The sequence below is a fragment of the Bacteroidota bacterium genome (assembly GCA_019637975.1).
In the GTDB taxonomy this organism is placed as follows: domain Bacteria; phylum Bacteroidota; class Ignavibacteria; order UBA10030; family UBA6906; genus CAADGV01.
In genome coordinates this window covers 1-16,587 of record JAHBUR010000026.1, presented here as the reverse complement: position 1 = coordinate 16,587, position 16,587 = coordinate 1, and the positions used below count along the sequence as shown (strand labels likewise).

Below are 16,587 nucleotides of genomic sequence, written 5' to 3'. Positions count from 1 at the left end.
AGGATTGTGAATTCTTAATTTTATCAACGCACATTTCTTCTGGAATCTCAATGGAATAATTATCATCATCTACCTGAATATAATGTCTTCGTATATCCATGTCTTACATGAGGCTCACTAACGTAAAGACGATGGCTCTCGCTGTCTGCTTGCTCTGGGGCAGTATAGCACAATCGGGCCCACCGGACGGGAATCGTGTTCATGAACTTACGGTTCATGGCCTGAACAGGCTATATGCACTTGAAATCGATGAGGCACTAAGTGCATTCGATTCTGTCAGTAAGCTTGCTCCGCGTGATCCACGGGGCCCGTTTTTTCAAAGTATGGTGTATTTCTATCTGTACGGACTTGAGAGGGACGAACATGCGCTGGACGCTTTTCTAGAAAATTCCGAAAGGGTGATTGAAATCTGTGACTACCTCTTGGATCGCGACCAAAAGGATGCCGTAACGAAATTCTACCTCGGAGGGATCTACGGGTATCGCGGCCTCGCTCACCATACTCACGGCTCCCTGTTGAAGGCCGCACGAGACGGCAGGAAAGGCTACCTGCTGCTTGAAGAAGCCGTAAGCGACAATCCTGTTCTCTACGATGCTCAAATGGGTTTCGGGTTGTTCCGTTACCTCATAGCGAAGGTACCACGTTCAATGCGTTGGATACTCTCGGTTCTCGGATTCAGCGGGGATTTGGAAGGCGGATTGAACGGGCTTAGACTTGCAGCTGAGAAGGGAACTTACACCCGCACGGAGGCGAAACTGTTTCTCGCGCAGTTCCTTTTTTCAGAGGGACGCAGGGATACAGCACTGATATATCTCAATGAACTCCGAACCGAATACCCCGAAAACACCCTGTTCATGGTTTTATACGCATTCTGGCAACATCGCCTGAACAACTATGAAGAGGCGATGGCTGCTGCAAAGTCGGCAATCAAGCTCAATAATCGCAAGAAGATTCGTTATGGCGATGAGCTTGCGTATAGTACGCTCGGGAGCATCTACTTCACGCTGAACGATTTCGCAAATTCGAGTTCGTACTACCGCCAGTACAAAGAAATGACCCACAAAGATGAACGGATTCCCAACTGGACGTATTACAGGGCAGGCCTTGCATGCGAGATTTCCGGTGACCGGGCATCCGCGCTTGAATTTTATCAGAGGATGCGTGATGTGAAAGACCGAGATCGCGTGTGGGATACGCAAATGTACCGTCGGGTGCAGCAATTGATCCAGCGTCCTATGACTGAAGCCGAGAGGCAGATCATTCAAGGCGAGAATGCGTTTGCGAGGAAGAGGTATGATGAGGCGACGCGCCTTCATCATCTCGGACTGGAGAAAGCAGCCGGCAATCCTGACCATGAAGGGCGTGCACTGTACGGTATCCTCCAATCAAGTTATGAAGAGGGCCAATTTGACAGCGCGGTAGTCATAGCAGGAAGGCTGCTTGCTCTTAATCCACCAAACGAAACCTGGGTTCTGCCTCACGGGTGGTACAAATTGGGGCAGGTCTATGTCAAGCTGCAAAACTACGGTCAGGCGCGAATGGCCTTTGAACGGGCCCTGAGATTCAAGGATTATGACTTTCAAACGAGGCTCGAATCGAATGCCAGAGAGGAACTCAAGAAACTGGATCAGGCAAGGTAGTCACCTTAATAGTTGCAGAATGAACTATCCACGTTGCCCGAGTGTTGTGTTGACGATAGCAGAATTAGAAATGAGTTCGTTGGTTCCGAGGGCGGGTTTTAGGATATTGGGGGTACAATGACCATCCAGCTCTCGCTTCTTTCAGACGATTCCAATGAGGTTGACCGCAAAGTTCTCACGGTTAGCGAACTGACTCGCCGCATCAAGCAGACTCTTGAGCGCGGATTTCCAACAGTACGCATCGAAGGAGAGATCTCCAATTTCAAGTTCCATTCATCAGGTCACATGTACTTCTCTCTGAAAGACACTGGAGCGGCGATCTCAGCGGTTGTATGGAGAAGCCGTGTTGCAGCGTTGTCATTCGTGCCAGAGGATGGAATGAAGGTCGTTGCGAGCGGCCGCATTGCTGTGTATGAAATCCGTGGCAGCTATCAGCTTGACATCACGTCCATTCGTCCGGTAGGCGAGGGAGAGTTACAGGCGGCATTCGAACGACTGAAGAAGAAACTTGCCGCCGAAGGACTATTCGATGTTGAGAATAAAAAAGCGTTGCCGGAGTATCCGGAACGTATTGGCATCGTCACTTCCGAGTCGGGAGCGGCTTTGCAGGATGTGCTGCATATTCTGAGACGGAGACATCCGGCAATAGAGGTTATTCTCCTTCCCGTCAGAGTTCAAGGCGCTGGGGCAGGTGAGGAGATTGCCGGGGCAATCGCAGATTTCAACAAATACCGGAATGTGGATGTTGTGATTCTTGCGAGGGGAGGAGGCTCGTTGGAAGACTTGTGGGCGTTCAATCAAGAAATCGTTGCGCGGGCAATCCACAAGTCCAGAATTCCCGTCGTAAGTGCTGTCGGACATGAGATTGATTACACTATCGCTGATTTTGTTGCTGATCTCCGTGCACCAACACCGTCTGCAGCAGCAGAAATCGTTGTTCGGGACCGATTGGTGCTCCTTGAAACTCTTCGAAATTATTGGTATACTATGCACGAAAGCGTTGACTATCTGGTACAGCAGCAGAAGGATCGCATCGGACATCTTCTCAAAAGCCATTCGTTCAACAAACCCCTCGACATTCTCGGGCAATACAGTCAACGGGTGGACGAACTTGAACGAAGCATCCACACTGCCATGATACACAAACTTTCGATGCACCACGCCCGTGCCGAATCCCTCCGGCAACAACTCAATGCACTGAATCCCGATATGGTCCTCCGCAGGGGGTTTGCCATTGTGCGGAAGGACGGGCGCGTAGTTGATTCTTGCAATGTGCTGAAGACAAGCGATGAAGTAGAGATGACGTTTCATGATGGATCGGTTCAATCTGAGATTCTCTAATGCCTTCATCAAAATCAAAAGCCGAAAGCAAGCAAACGTTCGAGCAGTCAGTAAAGCGACTTGAGCGTATTGTGGGCGAGTTGGAGCGCGGTGAGGTGCCGCTTGACGATGCGCTCAAGCTGTACGAAGAAGGTATCCAGCTCTCAAGAGCATGTATCGATAAACTGACTCAAGCCGAATTGCGGCTGAAGAAACTATCGAAGGATATGAAAGGCAATTTTCATCTGGTGGACGAGGATGAAGGGTCTGAACTCGAAGAATGATTGAACACGTATGCAAGAAATGAAATGACTGAACACACATATCCTATGCTTGACAGAGTTAATGTGCCGTCTGATTTTCGTATGTTTTCCGTTCCGGAGCTCAAGACGCTGGCAGACGATGTCCGCCAATTCCTGATCGACATCATCTCAACAACGGGCGGACATCTCGGTGCCGGGCTCGGGTCGGTAGAACTGACTGTAGCGTTGCATCATGTTTTCAACACACCTCATGACAAACTCGTGTGGGATGTTGGCCATCAGGCATATCCCCACAAAATTCTTACCGGTCGCAAAGACCGCCTCAATACGATACGTCAATACAAAGGACTGAGCGGCTTCCTGAAACGAACAGAAAGCGAGTATGACACGTTTGGAGCCGGACATGCAAGCACGGCAATTTCGGCAGCCCTTGGGATGGTTGCGGCACGTGACTTTAACCATGAGGACTACAAGGTTGTTGCAATAGTCGGTGACGGCTCGATGACCGGCGGAATGGTATATGAGGGGATGAATAACGCCGGCATCTTGAAGAAGAATTTGATTGTCGTTCTGAACGATAACAACATGTCGATAGCCCCGAATGTCTGGGCGTTATCGAATTACTTTACCCAATTGATTGCCAACCCTTCATATAACAGATTCAAAGCAAACATGTATGAGCTGACCGGCAAGCTCGATGCATGGGGCGACAGGTTGCGCCGGGTTGCCGCACGACTCGAAGAGGGCGTTAAGGTTGTTATAACGCCGGGAATGTTGTTCGAGGCGCTTGGCTTCCGGTATTTTGGCCCGATTAACGGCCACAACATGTCGCAACTTGTTTCCATCTTCTCGGATGTCAAACATTATCCCGGCCCAATACTTGTTCACGTCACAACACAAAAAGGTAAAGGATACAAACCCGCTGAGGCAGATGTTCAGCGCCTTCATGGCGTTACACCGTTTGACAAAGTGACCGGCATATCTCCGAAGAAAACAGAAGGCCCGCCGGCATATACAAAAGTCTTTGGAAGAGCCGTTGTTGAATTAGCGAAGCAAAACCCGCGCCTTGTCGGCATTACGGCAGCTATGCCCGACGGAACGGGACTTGATCAACTCCAAAAAGAGTTGCCCGATCGGTTCTACGATGTCGGCATTGCAGAGCAACACGGGATTACTTTTGCAGCAGGACTGGCGACGCAGGGTTGTGTTCCGGTGGCTGCCATCTACTCAACATTCCTTCAGCGGGCGTTTGACCAGATTATCCACGACGTCGCATTACAGCATCTGCATGTCGTGTTCGCGCTTGACAGGGGCGGACTTGTCGGGGCCGACGGACCTACACACCACGGCGTATTCGACCTTTCGTACCTCCGCCTGATTCCCGAAATGGTGATCATGGCTCCCAAAGACGAAAGCGAATTGCGAGACATGTTGTTTACCGCTGTTGAATATAAGCAGGGCCCGATAGCGCTTCGCTATCCTCGCGGCAACGGGGTCGGAGTGCCTCTGAAACAAGGTTTCAATCTCATTCCTATCGGAAAAGGGGAGATGCTGCGCCCGGGTAAGAATGTGGCAATCCTCTGTATTGGAGCCGTAGTTCAGAATGCCTTGAAAGCAGCGGCGCTACTGGAAAAATCGGGAATCGATGCCGAAGTAATAAATATGCGCTTTGTCAAACCTATCGATGTTGAGTTGCTCAAGGAGATCGCAGGCCGGTTCGATCACGTCGTGACTGTTGAGGACAATTCGGTTGTTGGTGGATTCGGGAGCGCTGTAGCAGAATGTTACGCACAGCTTGGAATTCTGAATGTCAAGATGAAAATGCACGGCATTCCCGATCATTTCATCGATCACGGAACGCCCGATGAATTGCATCGTGACGTGAAGCTTGACGCTCAGGGCATTGCTGCTGTTGTAGGTGAATTCCTTCAAGCCCACGCAACGGTTGTACGGCAACCACTCAGAGCAAGTGTCAATTAGTTCGCGTCAGAAGTTTTCAACGGGCATCAGCGGCGCAGTAGCGTGCAGCAGTTGCCCGTTTTCTCTTTGCACAACCCCGGGCTCAATTTCTGACACCGCGTGAATATCCCGATGGCAAAGCATGAACAATTCATGCGCGAATGTTTTCGACTTGCGGAAAAAGGGAAGGGGCACGTAAGCCCGAATCCTCTTGTCGGGGCGGTTCTGGTCGAACAAGGAAGATCCGTTGCGTTTGGCTTTCACGAGCGTTTCGGAGGATCACACGCTGAAGTCAATTGCTTGCGAAACCACAACGGCAATCTGTCGAATGCTGTTTTATATGTAAATCTCGAGCCGTGCTCACACTTCGGGAAAACGCCGCCATGCACTGATTTGCTCGTCCAACGGGGAATTCGCAATGTTGTGGTTGCGATGAAAGATCCCAACCCGTTCGTGTCCGGAAAGGGGATTGCACAGCTTCGGCGCGCGGGCGTGCACGTCACAGTTGGCGTTCTGGAAAAGGAAGCCGGACATCTGAACCGGTTCTTCGTTAAGCATATTGTCAGTTCCTTGCCGTACGTGCATCTCAAGATCGCCGAAACAGCCGACGGTTTTATCGGGCGAGGGAATGGATCGCTGGAGTATATCACTTCTCTCGAATCACGAAGGCTCGTACACCTCTGGAGGGGAGAATATGATGCGATTGTAGTCGGTGCAGGAACAATCCAAACCGATAATCCGGAATTGAATGTTCGCCTTTCGGCAGGAAGAGATCCCGCTGTTGTTATTCTCGATGGAAACCTTCGTCTGACCGGACAGGAAAGGGTGTTCGCCTCAGCCCGCAAGAGAAGGGTGTTTCTGTGCGTCAGCCAACAGGCGATTGACGCCCGGCGAACAACAGTGAGAAACCTCGAATCTAACGGTGTCACTCTTCTCGCATTTGCCGCAGGGAAAGGTGATCTGAACCTGAAGACTATCTTGCGCGAGTTGTATGCAAGGCAAATCGGCTCCATCCTCGTCGAGGGTGGGAGTAATGTTTTCAGCAGGTTCATCAAGTATGGATTTGTCGACGAACTGAGTGTGTTCTGTTCTCCGGCGGTTTTCGGCAAGGGCATTCCGAGATTCCCGGACGCTAAGCGCTCCAACGGAATGCTAAGGGAGATGTTACTCTCCACTGGTTGTTTTGCCCGGAAATCAGGAACAGATACTCTCTTCACAGGAATAATTGCATAGGCAACAGCGATGTTTACCGGTATCATTCAGGAAGTCGGCCGCGTCGAGAACATTCAACCTCATGGTGGCGGGATCCGTCTCTCCGTTATCGGCCCGAAATCAGCTTCCGAGCTCTCAATTGATGACAGCGTTTCGATCAATGGTGTTTGCCAGACTGTGATTGGCAGGAAAGGCGACGCATTTACCGTTGAAGCTGTAGAGGAGACTCTTCTCAAAACGACTCTCGGCCATCTCTCGTTGAATTCACTGGTGAATCTTGAATTGGCGATGAAACTAGACGATAGACTTGGCGGCCATCTTGTGCTTGGTCACGTTGACGGTGTCGGAACAGTAACATCTGTGGAGAAGAAGGAAACGAGTTCGCTCTTTACCGTTGAGATCCCTGCCCAGTTTCTACGATACGTCATTCCGTCCGGTTCAATAGCTGTTGACGGCGTAAGCCTGACGATTGCGCGACTCAGCGGAAATCTTGTAACGGTTTCCATTATTCCGCACACGTTCGACAATACAACGTTTAGAGCCCTGACTTCGGGTATGTCAGTCAACCTTGAGTTTGATCTTATAGGTAAGTACATCGAGCGTTTCATGGTTGTCAGAAAGCAAGTCGATGTCGGTTCTGACCCGATTACACCATCAAACCTGCGCGAATGGGGCTATTCGACGTAGTCAGAAGGCGGTATTAGTTCTTGATTCCTGAGGTTCAAATCCTTATTTTATTCAATGATTATTCCATAATTTCTTGCAGGTGATTGAATGTTTGCGTTTCTCATCGGAGTTGAGGTAGTTATCAGCATATTGCTGATTATTGCTGTTTTGATGCAGGCGAGCAAAGGTGGAGGTTTGGCCGGTACTTTCGGAGGAGGAAATGTCGGAATGATGTTTGGTGTCCGACGAACGTCGGATTTCCTCATGAGGGCAACGCAAGGGCTGGCACTCGCGTTCGGTATTCTTGCGCTTCTTATTAACATGGTTTTTTTACCGCGTGAAAGTGCGGAGAATATTGAGAGCATCCTCCAGCGTAGCGCGCAAACGCAACAGCAGACGGCGCCGGCGCCATCGTTGCCGCAACTGCCGCCGCCTTCCCAGCCGGAAAACACGCCTCCGCAAGGACAATAGGTCTCTTGCAGGACATTATCGCACCCATGGCTCAATTGGTAGAGCAACTGACTCTTAATCAGTGGGTTCCAGGTTCGAGTCCTGGTGGGTGCACGATACAGTAATGCCAAGGAAATTCACTTCCTTGGCATTCGCATTCTTTCTGAAGGGCAGATTATATCGTGCAGACCACGCTCCTTGAGATACACAGGAACACAAGTTGTGACATCGGCGAATACCGCGGCTATCCCGTTCCATTATCCTACGGGAGCATTGAGGCGGAATACGACGCGGCAGTGAACGATATCGCAATGATCGACAGGTCATGGGTCGGCAGGATCGAGGTTACCGGTGCCGACCGACTCGATCTTCTGCATCGACTATCCACGAATGATTTGCTCAAGGCCAAGGCAGGGCAGGTCGTTGGAACTGTGTTCACGACTGACAAAGGCAGAATTATCGACTTCGTTCATATTCTAATCCGCGATTCTTCCCTTCTTCTCCTTATTTCCCCCGGTAATGAAGAAACGTTTTCAGCTTGGATCGACAAGTTTACAATCTTGGAAGATCTGCAATTGAAAACAGTCACACATTCTACTGCGATGTTCAGCCTGATAGGTCCCAAGGCAACAGCCTTTGCCTCATCCCTTGAGGAACAACCCCTTCAACATAATACGCTTATAGAGAACAGCTCTCTGCCGTTTCCCGCTACTATTCTGTTCCGCACGGAATTCAAAACGGATATCATAGATATCATTCTTGCTTCATCAGATGCCGCCCGTGCATGGGGGTATCTGCTTACAGTTGGCACTGTATCAACGCCGAAGCCGATTGGCATTCGAGCATATCAGGTGTTTCGTATATCCAGAGGAATCCCTGAACTGGGAGCCGAGTTGTCCGATCAATTCAACCCGTATGAAGCGGGTCTGTCTCATGCCATCAGCTTCACAAAAGGCTGTTATATCGGTCAGGAAGTTATTGCCCGTCTTGATACATACAAGAAGGTTCAAAAGGGGTTATGGGGAATAATCTCTTCGGGGGATGACGCGATGCAACCCGGGGCGGAAATCCTAGAGAACGGCGATGTAATCGGGAAAATAACCAGTTCAACCCCTGATTCGATAAGAGGCAAACGGATCGGTCTCGCAATAGTGAAGAAAAGCAGCCTGCAAGCCGATGACCATGTTAGTATATCGTATAACGGAACCACCTCAGCGGGTTCACTTTCGGCCTTTCCGGTTGCGGTTTGAATTGTCATGTACTTTGGCATTTATTTGCAGAGGTTGTATAGATGAAGTTGGCGTACTCATTGGAAGATATCGAACGATGGCGAGAGAAGACGTATCGCCGGGCTCCGAAATCCCAGATTATGAATCAACGGCAGGCATTGGCGTTCATCAAGCGTGTCGGCTTCTGTCTCGCTACGAAGACTGAGGGACTCGAGTTACCCAATCTTTGGGACGCAATCACGGACACACCAGAGCTCCGGCATAACGGCAGGAATAGTCATTCAAAGCGGAACTACTACCTCTCATATGCATGGGAAATCCAGAGCATTCTGCCAAACCACAACAGCATTTTCTATGGGAAGATATTCAAACGGCGGCCGAGTATGGTTTCGCGGCAGTACCTACCGTATTTCTATGCTTTATCCGGGCGTTCCGGAGAGCGCGACGAATACAAGACAGAGCATGCATCCGGCAAACTCTCGATCCTTGCTAAGAGAATCATGGACATTCTCATGAAGAAGAAGTCTCCATTGACCTCAAAAGAGCTTCGCGTTATGCTGACGGGAATGAGGGGAACCTCCGCAGAAGGACTTGATAGGGCTCTCGACGAACTTCAAAGGAAGATGTTCATTAGCAGGATCGTCGGCAATAGCAGCCAGTTCGGTGCTGAATGGTCTCCAATTGTCAAGAGCTTTCCAGCGGAAGTACGCAAATCGCGAAGAATATCTGCAGAAGAAGCGCGGTCAGTGCTTGTGGAGAAGTACTTCCAAAACCAGCTCATCAGTTCTGTTGAAGCAATTCACGCTGTATTTGGTTGGCCCCGACAGTTGATTTATCATGCCATCGGGCAACTTGTTCACAAAGGCATGATAACACCGGTTCATTCATTTGATGGAAAGAAAGGTAAATTCTATTGCTTCGTCCCCTAAGAAGAATGATGCAAATACCAAAGACATGCAAATGAACAAGAAGCAAGCAAAACCGGAAAAAGCATACAAGAATTCAAGATTCCTGCACAGTTCCGATGCGCGGATTATCCGCATTATGTCGGAATTTGTCGAGCCATTGGCGCGATTTCGCCGGGAGAATATCAGGGACACCATTGTGTTTTTCGGGTCAGCACGAATCAAGGATAGAAAAGCTGCCCGCGCAGAGTTGCTGGAAGTTGAGAAACTGATAGCGAAGACGAAGCGCCCCACGAAACAATTATTACTGAACTACCGCTCCGCACAAACAGCAGTGGATATGTCGGCATATTACGAGGATTGTGTTGAGCTATCGCGCCTACTGACACAATGGTCAAAAAAGCTGAATCACTCCAATCGGTTCGTCGTCTGCTCCGGCGGCGGGCCGGGCATTATGGAAGCGGCGAACAGAGGAGCAGCCCTTGCAAAGGGCAAGTCCATCGGACTCAATATCAGCCTTCCGTTTGAACAATTCTCGAACGGCTACATTAGCAAGGGTCTGAATTTCGAGTTTCATTACTTCTTCATGAGGAAATTCTGGTTTGCGTATCTGGCAAAGGCGCTCGTTGTTTTCCCGGGCGGCTTTGGAACGCTTGATGAACTCCTTGAATTGCTCACCTTGTTGCAAACCGACAAAATCAGAAAAAAGATGACTGTTGTCGTATACGGTTCGGAGTATTGGAAAAGAATCATCAATTTCGAGGAAATTGTTAGGATGGGAATGGCATCACCCGAGGATCTTTCCTTATTCAAATACTGTGATGATCCGAAGGAGGCGTTTGAGTACCTGAAAGATTCCCTGCTTCATAACTACCCGACTGACTGACCCGGTTTGCCTTTGCATCATGAAACATGTACCTTTATACAGCGGGGATGACTTGGTTTCGACGGTGAGTGAGATGGTCAGGAACGCATACCGTGCTCTCCGAGTTGCACGATAATAAAACGGAAAACTATAAGTGCTAACTACGATTACGCACTCGCTGCTTAACTAAACCTTAGGTAGCGCGTCTCGCAAAGTCTCTTCTGCCGGGCTTTGTTGAGGCGACGACTCAGGCAGAATAGCGTCACTCGTTCCTCAAGCGGAGGGCGCGAAGTCCGCCGCAAGCGGGCCTACTTGAGGTTGCTTCATCAACGTCCTGTTTGCCGGATGTGATGCGGCGAGGTGTGAAAGACAAACTAAGTATGTAGTGGTCCTGATGGTCTTCTCTTCGGACGCGGGTTCGACTCCCGCCATCTCCACTTGTAACGCTCTCAGCCGGGTTGGTGAGAGCGTTTTTTGCTTCTTTCAACTCTCGACATGAAAATCACTATTCATTTTACGAAAATGTCCGGGGCCGGTAATGATTTTGTCGTTATCGACAATATGTCCCGCCAATTGAATACAGACTACACCCGCCTCGCACAAGCTGTGTGCTCCCGACATTTCGGCATAGGCGCAGATGGGTTGCTTGTTTTGGAACCCAGCCGGGATACCGACTTCCTTATGCGATACTACAACGCCGACGGAAGCTATGGCGGCATGTGCGGAAACGGAGGGAGGTGTATTGCCCGGTATGCAGTTCTTACAGGAAAATCCGGGAGAAAATTGCGTTTTTCTGCGCTTGATCATGAGTATTCGGCAGAGGTGCTTGAGAGATCGGTTAAACTTTGGATGAAAGCACCTAAAATATTGAACAACAATATGTTAAAGGATACACTCTCTGGGATCTTCCTTGATACTGGATCGCCACATTTTGTATGTGAAGTTGCAGACTTAAATGCAGTAGATGTTATATCAGTTGGTCGAGCCATTCGTTTCCATGGGGATTTTGCCCCCGATGGATGCAATGTGAACTTCGTCGAACGAACGGGAGAGAATGAGTTATCTCTCAGAACGTATGAGCGCGGTGTGGAGGGCGAAACATTGGCTTGCGGTACCGGCTCCGTCGCTTCTGCAATTTTTGCCGCTCTTTTTCGCCAAATGCAATCACCTGTAGACATCAAGGTCCGGAGCGGTGAGATTGTTCGAGTTTTCTTCGCCCGTAAGGAGGACGAATTTTTTGACGTCATCCTTGAGGGGAGCGCGCATGTTCTGTTCAGCGGTGAGTTCGAATACGAAACTGAACGCAACATGATTGTTGATTCGGACTCTTTCTTGAGGAGCATGAGGCTGTGAATAAGCGGAAAGAGATGCTTGTCATCATAAACCCTCATGCAGGAAAGAGAAAGGGAAGGGGGCTTCTTGATCGAATTCAGACAACTATTGAGCGCTACGGGCTCGACGCTGAAGTTTCAGTTACGAAGTACCCCGGTCATGCGACGTTGTTAGCCCGGGAAACAACATCTCAGGTGGTTATTGCTGCTGGAGGAGACGGGACAGTGAATGAAGTTATTAATGGGATAGTTGGAACAAGCAAGACTCTTGGTGTGCTCCCTATAGGCTCAGGTAATGATCTTATAAAGTCAATTGGCCTATCCCGCGATATCGACGCCGCCTTTAGAACGATTTCAGGGGGTAAAAGTATTCGCATTGACTGTGGGACGGTAACGTGTGGCCAGTCCAACAGATATTTTGTCAACGGCGTCGGGATTGGTTTTGACGCCGCAGTTGCCGCGAGGACACAGGAGATAAGATTCCTGCGCGGAACTGCTGTGTACGTTATGGCAGTGTTTCAGACTCTCGGAAAGTATGCTGCCCCCGAATTTCGCATCGCCATCGATTCATATTCAAGAATATCACGTAACCTTCTGATTGCAATAGGAAATGGACGTTGTGCCGGCGGTGGTTTCTATCTAACGCCCGAAGCAAATGTAGACGACGGACTATTAGACATCTGTATGATAACAGATTTGCCGATATGGAAAATTCTGTCAATTATGCCCAAGGTCATGAAAGGCAGGCACACGGATTCATCCGCTGTAACCATGAAGCAAGGACGAACGATTTCAGTAAAGTCAGAAACACCGTTCTTCGTTCATGCCGATGGCGAGATTGTTGGTAGGAATGTTACAAGTGTAGAGGTTGGGGTCGTGGATAAGGCGATTGCTGTGCTGGTATAAGCTGATGAAACGGCTCAGAAAGAATATACAAATAATATATATTATGTCAAGCTATGCTATCATCGTATGACTAATCGAATCGTATGCGGTTGCAACGGAATCGATCGTAACTTCAAGAAGCCCCCCTATTCGTAACCTCTGGCCACCGACTTTGCCGATGACTGTCGCCTTGATGCTATTCGACTTAGCAATAGCCATCAACCTATCAATATCCTCTGGAGCGATTGTCACAATCAACCTTGACTGATCCTCCCCAAACAACAGGAAATCAGGACGCATGCCTGAAAATTGAGTTGCGTGCAGATCAAGAGTCGCTCCTATGGGCTTGTCTTTGTTTGCAATGCAACTTTCCGCTATCGAGACCGCAAGGCCGCCCTCAGAGCAATCGTGTGCCGACTTAACTATGCCAGCCCTAATGGCCCCTAGGCATACATCGTGAAGGCTCTTTTCTTTAATCAGGCTTATTCCTGGCGCATCGCCTGCAACTAACCCGTGGCAAACCGAGAGATATTCGCTTCCGCCAACATGACCCTGAGTCTCACCGAGGAGAATGACAATATCTCCATCATCCTTGAATGCTGAGGAAGTAATATTTCCCAGGTCATCGATGAGACCCAGCATCCCTATGACCGGGGTTGGATAAACGGCCGCAGTCGGACTTTCGTTATAAAAGCTAACATTACCGCCCGTAACTGGAGTGTTGAACGCCCGACACGCTTCACCAATACCAGCTACCGCCTCTTTGAACTGCCAAAATACTTCAGGTTTGTATGGATTGCCAAAATTTAGACAATTCGTTATTGCCACCGGCGTAGCGCCGGAGCAAACCACATTTCGTGCCGACTCTGCAACTGCTATCGTTCCGCCGCGACGAGGGTTCAGGTAGACATATCTACTGTTGCAGTCAGTCTTAACGGCAAGTGCCCTAAGTGATTCTTTTATAAGAACTACAGCTGCATCTGATGAGTCTAAAAGTACGTTATTTGTCCGCACCATTGAATCGTACTGATCGTATGCCCAACATTTACTGGCAATGTTCGGGCTTGCAAGAAGCTGCAAAAGTACTTCGTTGTAATTGTCAGGCTCACGAAGTTCATGCGGATTAAATAAACGGACTTCCCTCAAATATTCAGGCTCCTTGGCTTCACGAATATAGACGGGAGCACCGCCTCCAAGAACAAGCGAATCAGCCGGCACGTCGGCTACAATCTTTCCTCGGTGAGAAATCACGAGTCTATCCTCGTCGATGACTTCGCCAATGATCTCTGCATGCAAGTCCCACTTTGAGAATATCTTCTTGACATCCTCTTCATGCCCCTTTTTCACCACGACGAGCATACGTTCCTGAGACTCCGACAACATAAGCTCGTACGCCGTCATGTGTTCCTCACGAGCTGGCACTTTGTCCAGATTGACCTTCATGCCTGATTTCCCTTTTGCGCTCATTTCCGAAGTCGAGCACGTGATGCCTGCCGCACCCATGTCCTGAATACCGACAAGAAATCCGGATCTAATAGCTTCAAGAGAGGCTTCGAGCAGAAGTTTTTCCGTAAAGGGATCACCAACCTGCACGGACGGTCGTTTTGATTCGGATGCTTCAGAAATCTCTTCAGAGGCAAACGTTGCACCATGAATTCCATCCCTGCCTGTTGCCGAACCGACAATCATGACTGGGTTTCCAGCCCCTATTGCGACCGCGCTTGCCCACTCGTTGTGTTTAACCACGCCCACTGCCATCGCATTGACGAGGGGATTCTCCTGATAGCACGCGTCAAAGTAAATCTCGCCCGCAACCGTGGGAACGCCGAAACTGTTTCCGTAATCGCCGATCCCCTTCACAACACCTTTGAAGAGGTACTTTGTTCGCTCATTATCTAGCGGTCCGAACCGTAATGAGTTCAGTGCAGCAATAGGTCGGGCGCCCATAGTGAAGATATCACGCATGATACCTCCGACCCCCGTTGCAGCACCCTGATACGGCTCTACCGCCGAAGGATGATTGTGGCTTTCAATTTTGAATGCAACAGCAAGGCCATCTCCAATATCCACAAGTCCCGCGTTTTCCTCGCCGGCTCCAACCAGAAGCCGGCCGCCACTTCTTGGCAACGTCTTCAAGACGGCGATTGAGTTTTTGTAGCTGCAGTGTTCACTCCACATTACACTGTAAATCCCCAACTCGGTGTATGTGGGAATACGTCCCAGGATCTTCAGAATTCTCTCATATTCCTCTTCTGTCAAGCCATGTTGGAGCGCGCGGTTAACGTCAACCTTCGGTTCGTTTCGCGCGTGTGAGTCCTTTTTCACAGTCATTCAAGAACCATCAGAAGTTCACCTTTTTCAACGGCCTTTCCCTTCGTAATACGGATTTCACTTACTTTGCCGGGTCGATGGGCTTTGATTTCATTCTCCATTTTCATTGCCTCCAGAACCACAAGTCCCTGACCCTGCGACACGTCATCTCCGACGTTCACTTCAACTTTGACAACCAATGCGGGCATCGGAGCGTGAATAGTCGTGCGACTATGCTCTGATGCAGATGTGGATGCAAACTTCTTCAGCAAGCGCATTCTGTCAGACTCGACGTGGACCTCTATATGCTTTCCCGACAAGAGCATGTGGTATATGGATTCGTCCTTTTCTACCACTACTCTGGATGAGATTCCGTTGCTTAGAACCGAGAACGTTCTTTCATCAACTTCCTGAGCAGAAATCGGAATCGCATTCCCGTCCATGAGAATTGACCCATCCGTTCTGAGCTCGACTGTGTGCTCGTTGCTGCCGATCGTAACATAGAAGAGACTCAATCTTCACCTCCAGTGTTCAAATCGGGAACTTCTCCACTTGCTTGCAGATGCTGCATGATCCGCTCCGGCCGCCGGTACTGTTTTCTCAAGGAGACGCTGTTCGAGAAGTGCGGCAAGTACTGAAGCGACGGTCTCTTCCGGGGGATTAGGCCCATCAAGGAACTCCGGCCGATAATACGTATTAACAAAATGAGTATCGAAATCCCCCTCAACAAATTTTGGATGATTCAGAACAAACAGATTGAAGGGAATATTCACACGCACGCCCATGATCTCATATTCACTCAATGCACGCTTCATTTTTGCGATTGCCTTGTCACGGGTTTCACCGTGAGCGACAAGTTTTGAGATGATTGGATCGTAGTACACAGAGATTGCACCGCCCTCTTCTACACCCCTGTCTTCACGAATTCCGAATCCCTGGGGCGGCTTCAAATGCGTGATCGTTCCTGTTGAAGGGAGAAAGTTGTTCGCTGGGTCTTCAGCATAGATGCGACACTCGATTGCATGTCCTCTGTAGGTCACTTCTTCCTGAGTGAATGAAAGTTTCTCGCCCATCGCAATTCGAATTTGTTCATGAACGATGTCTCTTCCGGTACGCATCTCGGTGATCGGATGTTCCACTTGAAGACGGGTGTTCATTTCCAGAAAGTAGTAGTTTCTGTCCTTATCCACGAGGCACTCGATTGTTCCGGCATTCTCGTAGTCGCAGGCACGGGCAGCAGCAACAGCCATCTCCCCCATTTGTCGTCTCATTGCATCATCAACGATCACTGACGGTGTTTCTTCGATCACTTTCTGGTGCCGGCGTTGAACGGAGCATTCCCGCTCACCGAGATGAACTATGTTGCCATGTTTATCGGCAAGAATCTGGAACTCGATGTGGCGCGGATTGTCGAGGTACTTCTCAACATATACTCTTCCATCACCGAATGCAGAACGTGCTTCGGACTGTGCTGCGGAAAAGGAAGACGAGAGTTCATCGGAAGAACGCACGATCCGCATTCCTTTTCCGCCTCCGCCTGCAGCAGCTTTGA

General features: G+C 49.5%; 15 protein-coding genes, 1 tRNA gene and 1 other RNA gene. 14 read left to right on the top strand and 3 right to left on the bottom strand.

The window, feature by feature from the left end:
* Positions 1–107 precede the first annotated feature (107 nt).
* The 14 genes from KF749_13685 to KF749_13620 all read left to right on the top strand — a co-directional run bounded on the left by KF749_13685 (position 108) and on the right by KF749_13620 (position 12,746).
* On the top strand, positions 108–1,640 hold the full coding sequence (locus KF749_13685) for a DUF3808 domain-containing protein (GenBank protein ID MBX2992200.1): 1,533 nt from the start codon (positions 108–110) through the stop codon (positions 1,638–1,640).
* Between the two features lie 117 nt (positions 1,641–1,757).
* On the top strand, positions 1,758–2,981 hold the full coding sequence (locus tag KF749_13680) for an exodeoxyribonuclease VII large subunit (protein ID MBX2992199.1): 1,224 nt from the start codon (positions 1,758–1,760) through the stop codon (positions 2,979–2,981).
* The gene (locus KF749_13675) at positions 2,981–3,244 is read left to right on the top strand and encodes an exodeoxyribonuclease VII small subunit (protein ID MBX2992198.1); all 264 of its coding nucleotides are present in this window, start codon (positions 2,981–2,983) and stop codon (positions 3,242–3,244) included. The genes KF749_13680 and KF749_13675 overlap by 1 nt, the downstream gene beginning before the upstream one ends.
* A gap of 24 nt (positions 3,245–3,268) precedes the next feature.
* A complete protein-coding gene (gene dxs, locus KF749_13670) occupies positions 3,269–5,203 on the top strand; it encodes a 1-deoxy-D-xylulose-5-phosphate synthase (protein ID MBX2992197.1) in 1,935 nt (644 codons plus the stop codon).
* Between the two features lie 111 nt (positions 5,204–5,314).
* On the top strand, positions 5,315–6,415 hold the full coding sequence (gene ribD, locus KF749_13665; protein ID MBX2992196.1) for a bifunctional diaminohydroxyphosphoribosylaminopyrimidine deaminase/5-amino-6-(5-phosphoribosylamino)uracil reductase RibD: 1,101 nt from the start codon (positions 5,315–5,317) through the stop codon (positions 6,413–6,415).
* A 9-nt stretch (positions 6,416–6,424) separates the two neighbouring features.
* A complete protein-coding gene (locus KF749_13660; protein MBX2992195.1) occupies positions 6,425–7,081 on the top strand; it encodes a riboflavin synthase in 657 nt (218 codons plus the stop codon).
* 87 nt (positions 7,082–7,168) lie between these two features.
* Positions 7,169–7,531, top strand: a complete 363-nt coding sequence (gene secG / locus KF749_13655) for a preprotein translocase subunit SecG (GenBank protein MBX2992194.1) — start codon at positions 7,169–7,171, stop codon at positions 7,529–7,531.
* A gap of 20 nt (positions 7,532–7,551) precedes the next feature.
* A tRNA-Lys gene (locus tag KF749_13650) sits at positions 7,552–7,624 on the top strand.
* A gap of 68 nt (positions 7,625–7,692) precedes the next feature.
* Positions 7,693–8,760 carry an aminomethyltransferase family protein gene (locus tag KF749_13645; protein ID MBX2992193.1) on the top strand — a complete coding sequence of 356 codons (1,068 nt, stop codon included), beginning with the start codon at positions 7,693–7,695 and terminating at the stop codon, positions 8,758–8,760.
* A gap of 41 nt (positions 8,761–8,801) precedes the next feature.
* A complete protein-coding gene (locus KF749_13640) occupies positions 8,802–9,668 on the top strand; it encodes a hypothetical protein (GenBank protein MBX2992192.1) in 867 nt (288 codons plus the stop codon).
* Positions 9,669–9,693: 25 nt separating this feature from the next.
* On the top strand, positions 9,694–10,530 hold the full coding sequence (locus KF749_13635) for an LOG family protein (protein ID MBX2992191.1): 837 nt from the start codon (positions 9,694–9,696) through the stop codon (positions 10,528–10,530).
* Positions 10,531–10,573: 43 nt separating this feature from the next.
* Positions 10,574–10,949, top strand: a transfer-messenger RNA (tmRNA) gene (ssrA, locus tag KF749_13630).
* 55 nt (positions 10,950–11,004) lie between these two features.
* Entirely contained in the window at positions 11,005–11,862 is an 858-nt protein-coding gene (locus KF749_13625; GenBank protein ID MBX2992190.1) for a diaminopimelate epimerase, read from the top strand.
* A complete protein-coding gene (locus KF749_13620) occupies positions 11,859–12,746 on the top strand; it encodes a diacylglycerol kinase family lipid kinase (GenBank protein ID MBX2992189.1) in 888 nt (295 codons plus the stop codon). The genes KF749_13625 and KF749_13620 overlap by 4 nt, the downstream gene beginning before the upstream one ends.
* 51 nt (positions 12,747–12,797) lie before the next feature.
* Here KF749_13620 and purL read toward each other — a convergent pair whose 3' ends face one another.
* The 3 genes from purL to KF749_13605 form a co-directional block, all read right to left on the bottom strand.
* Positions 12,798–15,056 carry a phosphoribosylformylglycinamidine synthase subunit PurL gene (purL, locus tag KF749_13615; GenBank protein ID MBX2992188.1) on the bottom strand — a complete coding sequence of 753 codons (2,259 nt, stop codon included), beginning with the start codon at positions 15,054–15,056 and terminating at the stop codon, positions 12,798–12,800.
* Positions 15,053–15,478, bottom strand: a complete 426-nt coding sequence (locus KF749_13610) for a biotin/lipoyl-binding protein (GenBank protein ID MBX2992187.1) — start codon at positions 15,476–15,478, stop codon at positions 15,053–15,055. The genes purL and KF749_13610 overlap by 4 nt, the downstream gene beginning before the upstream one ends.
* 75 nt (positions 15,479–15,553) lie before the next feature.
* Positions 15,554–16,587: biotin carboxylase (locus KF749_13605; protein MBX2992186.1), on the bottom strand; the 1,034-nt coding region annotated here is incomplete at its 5' end.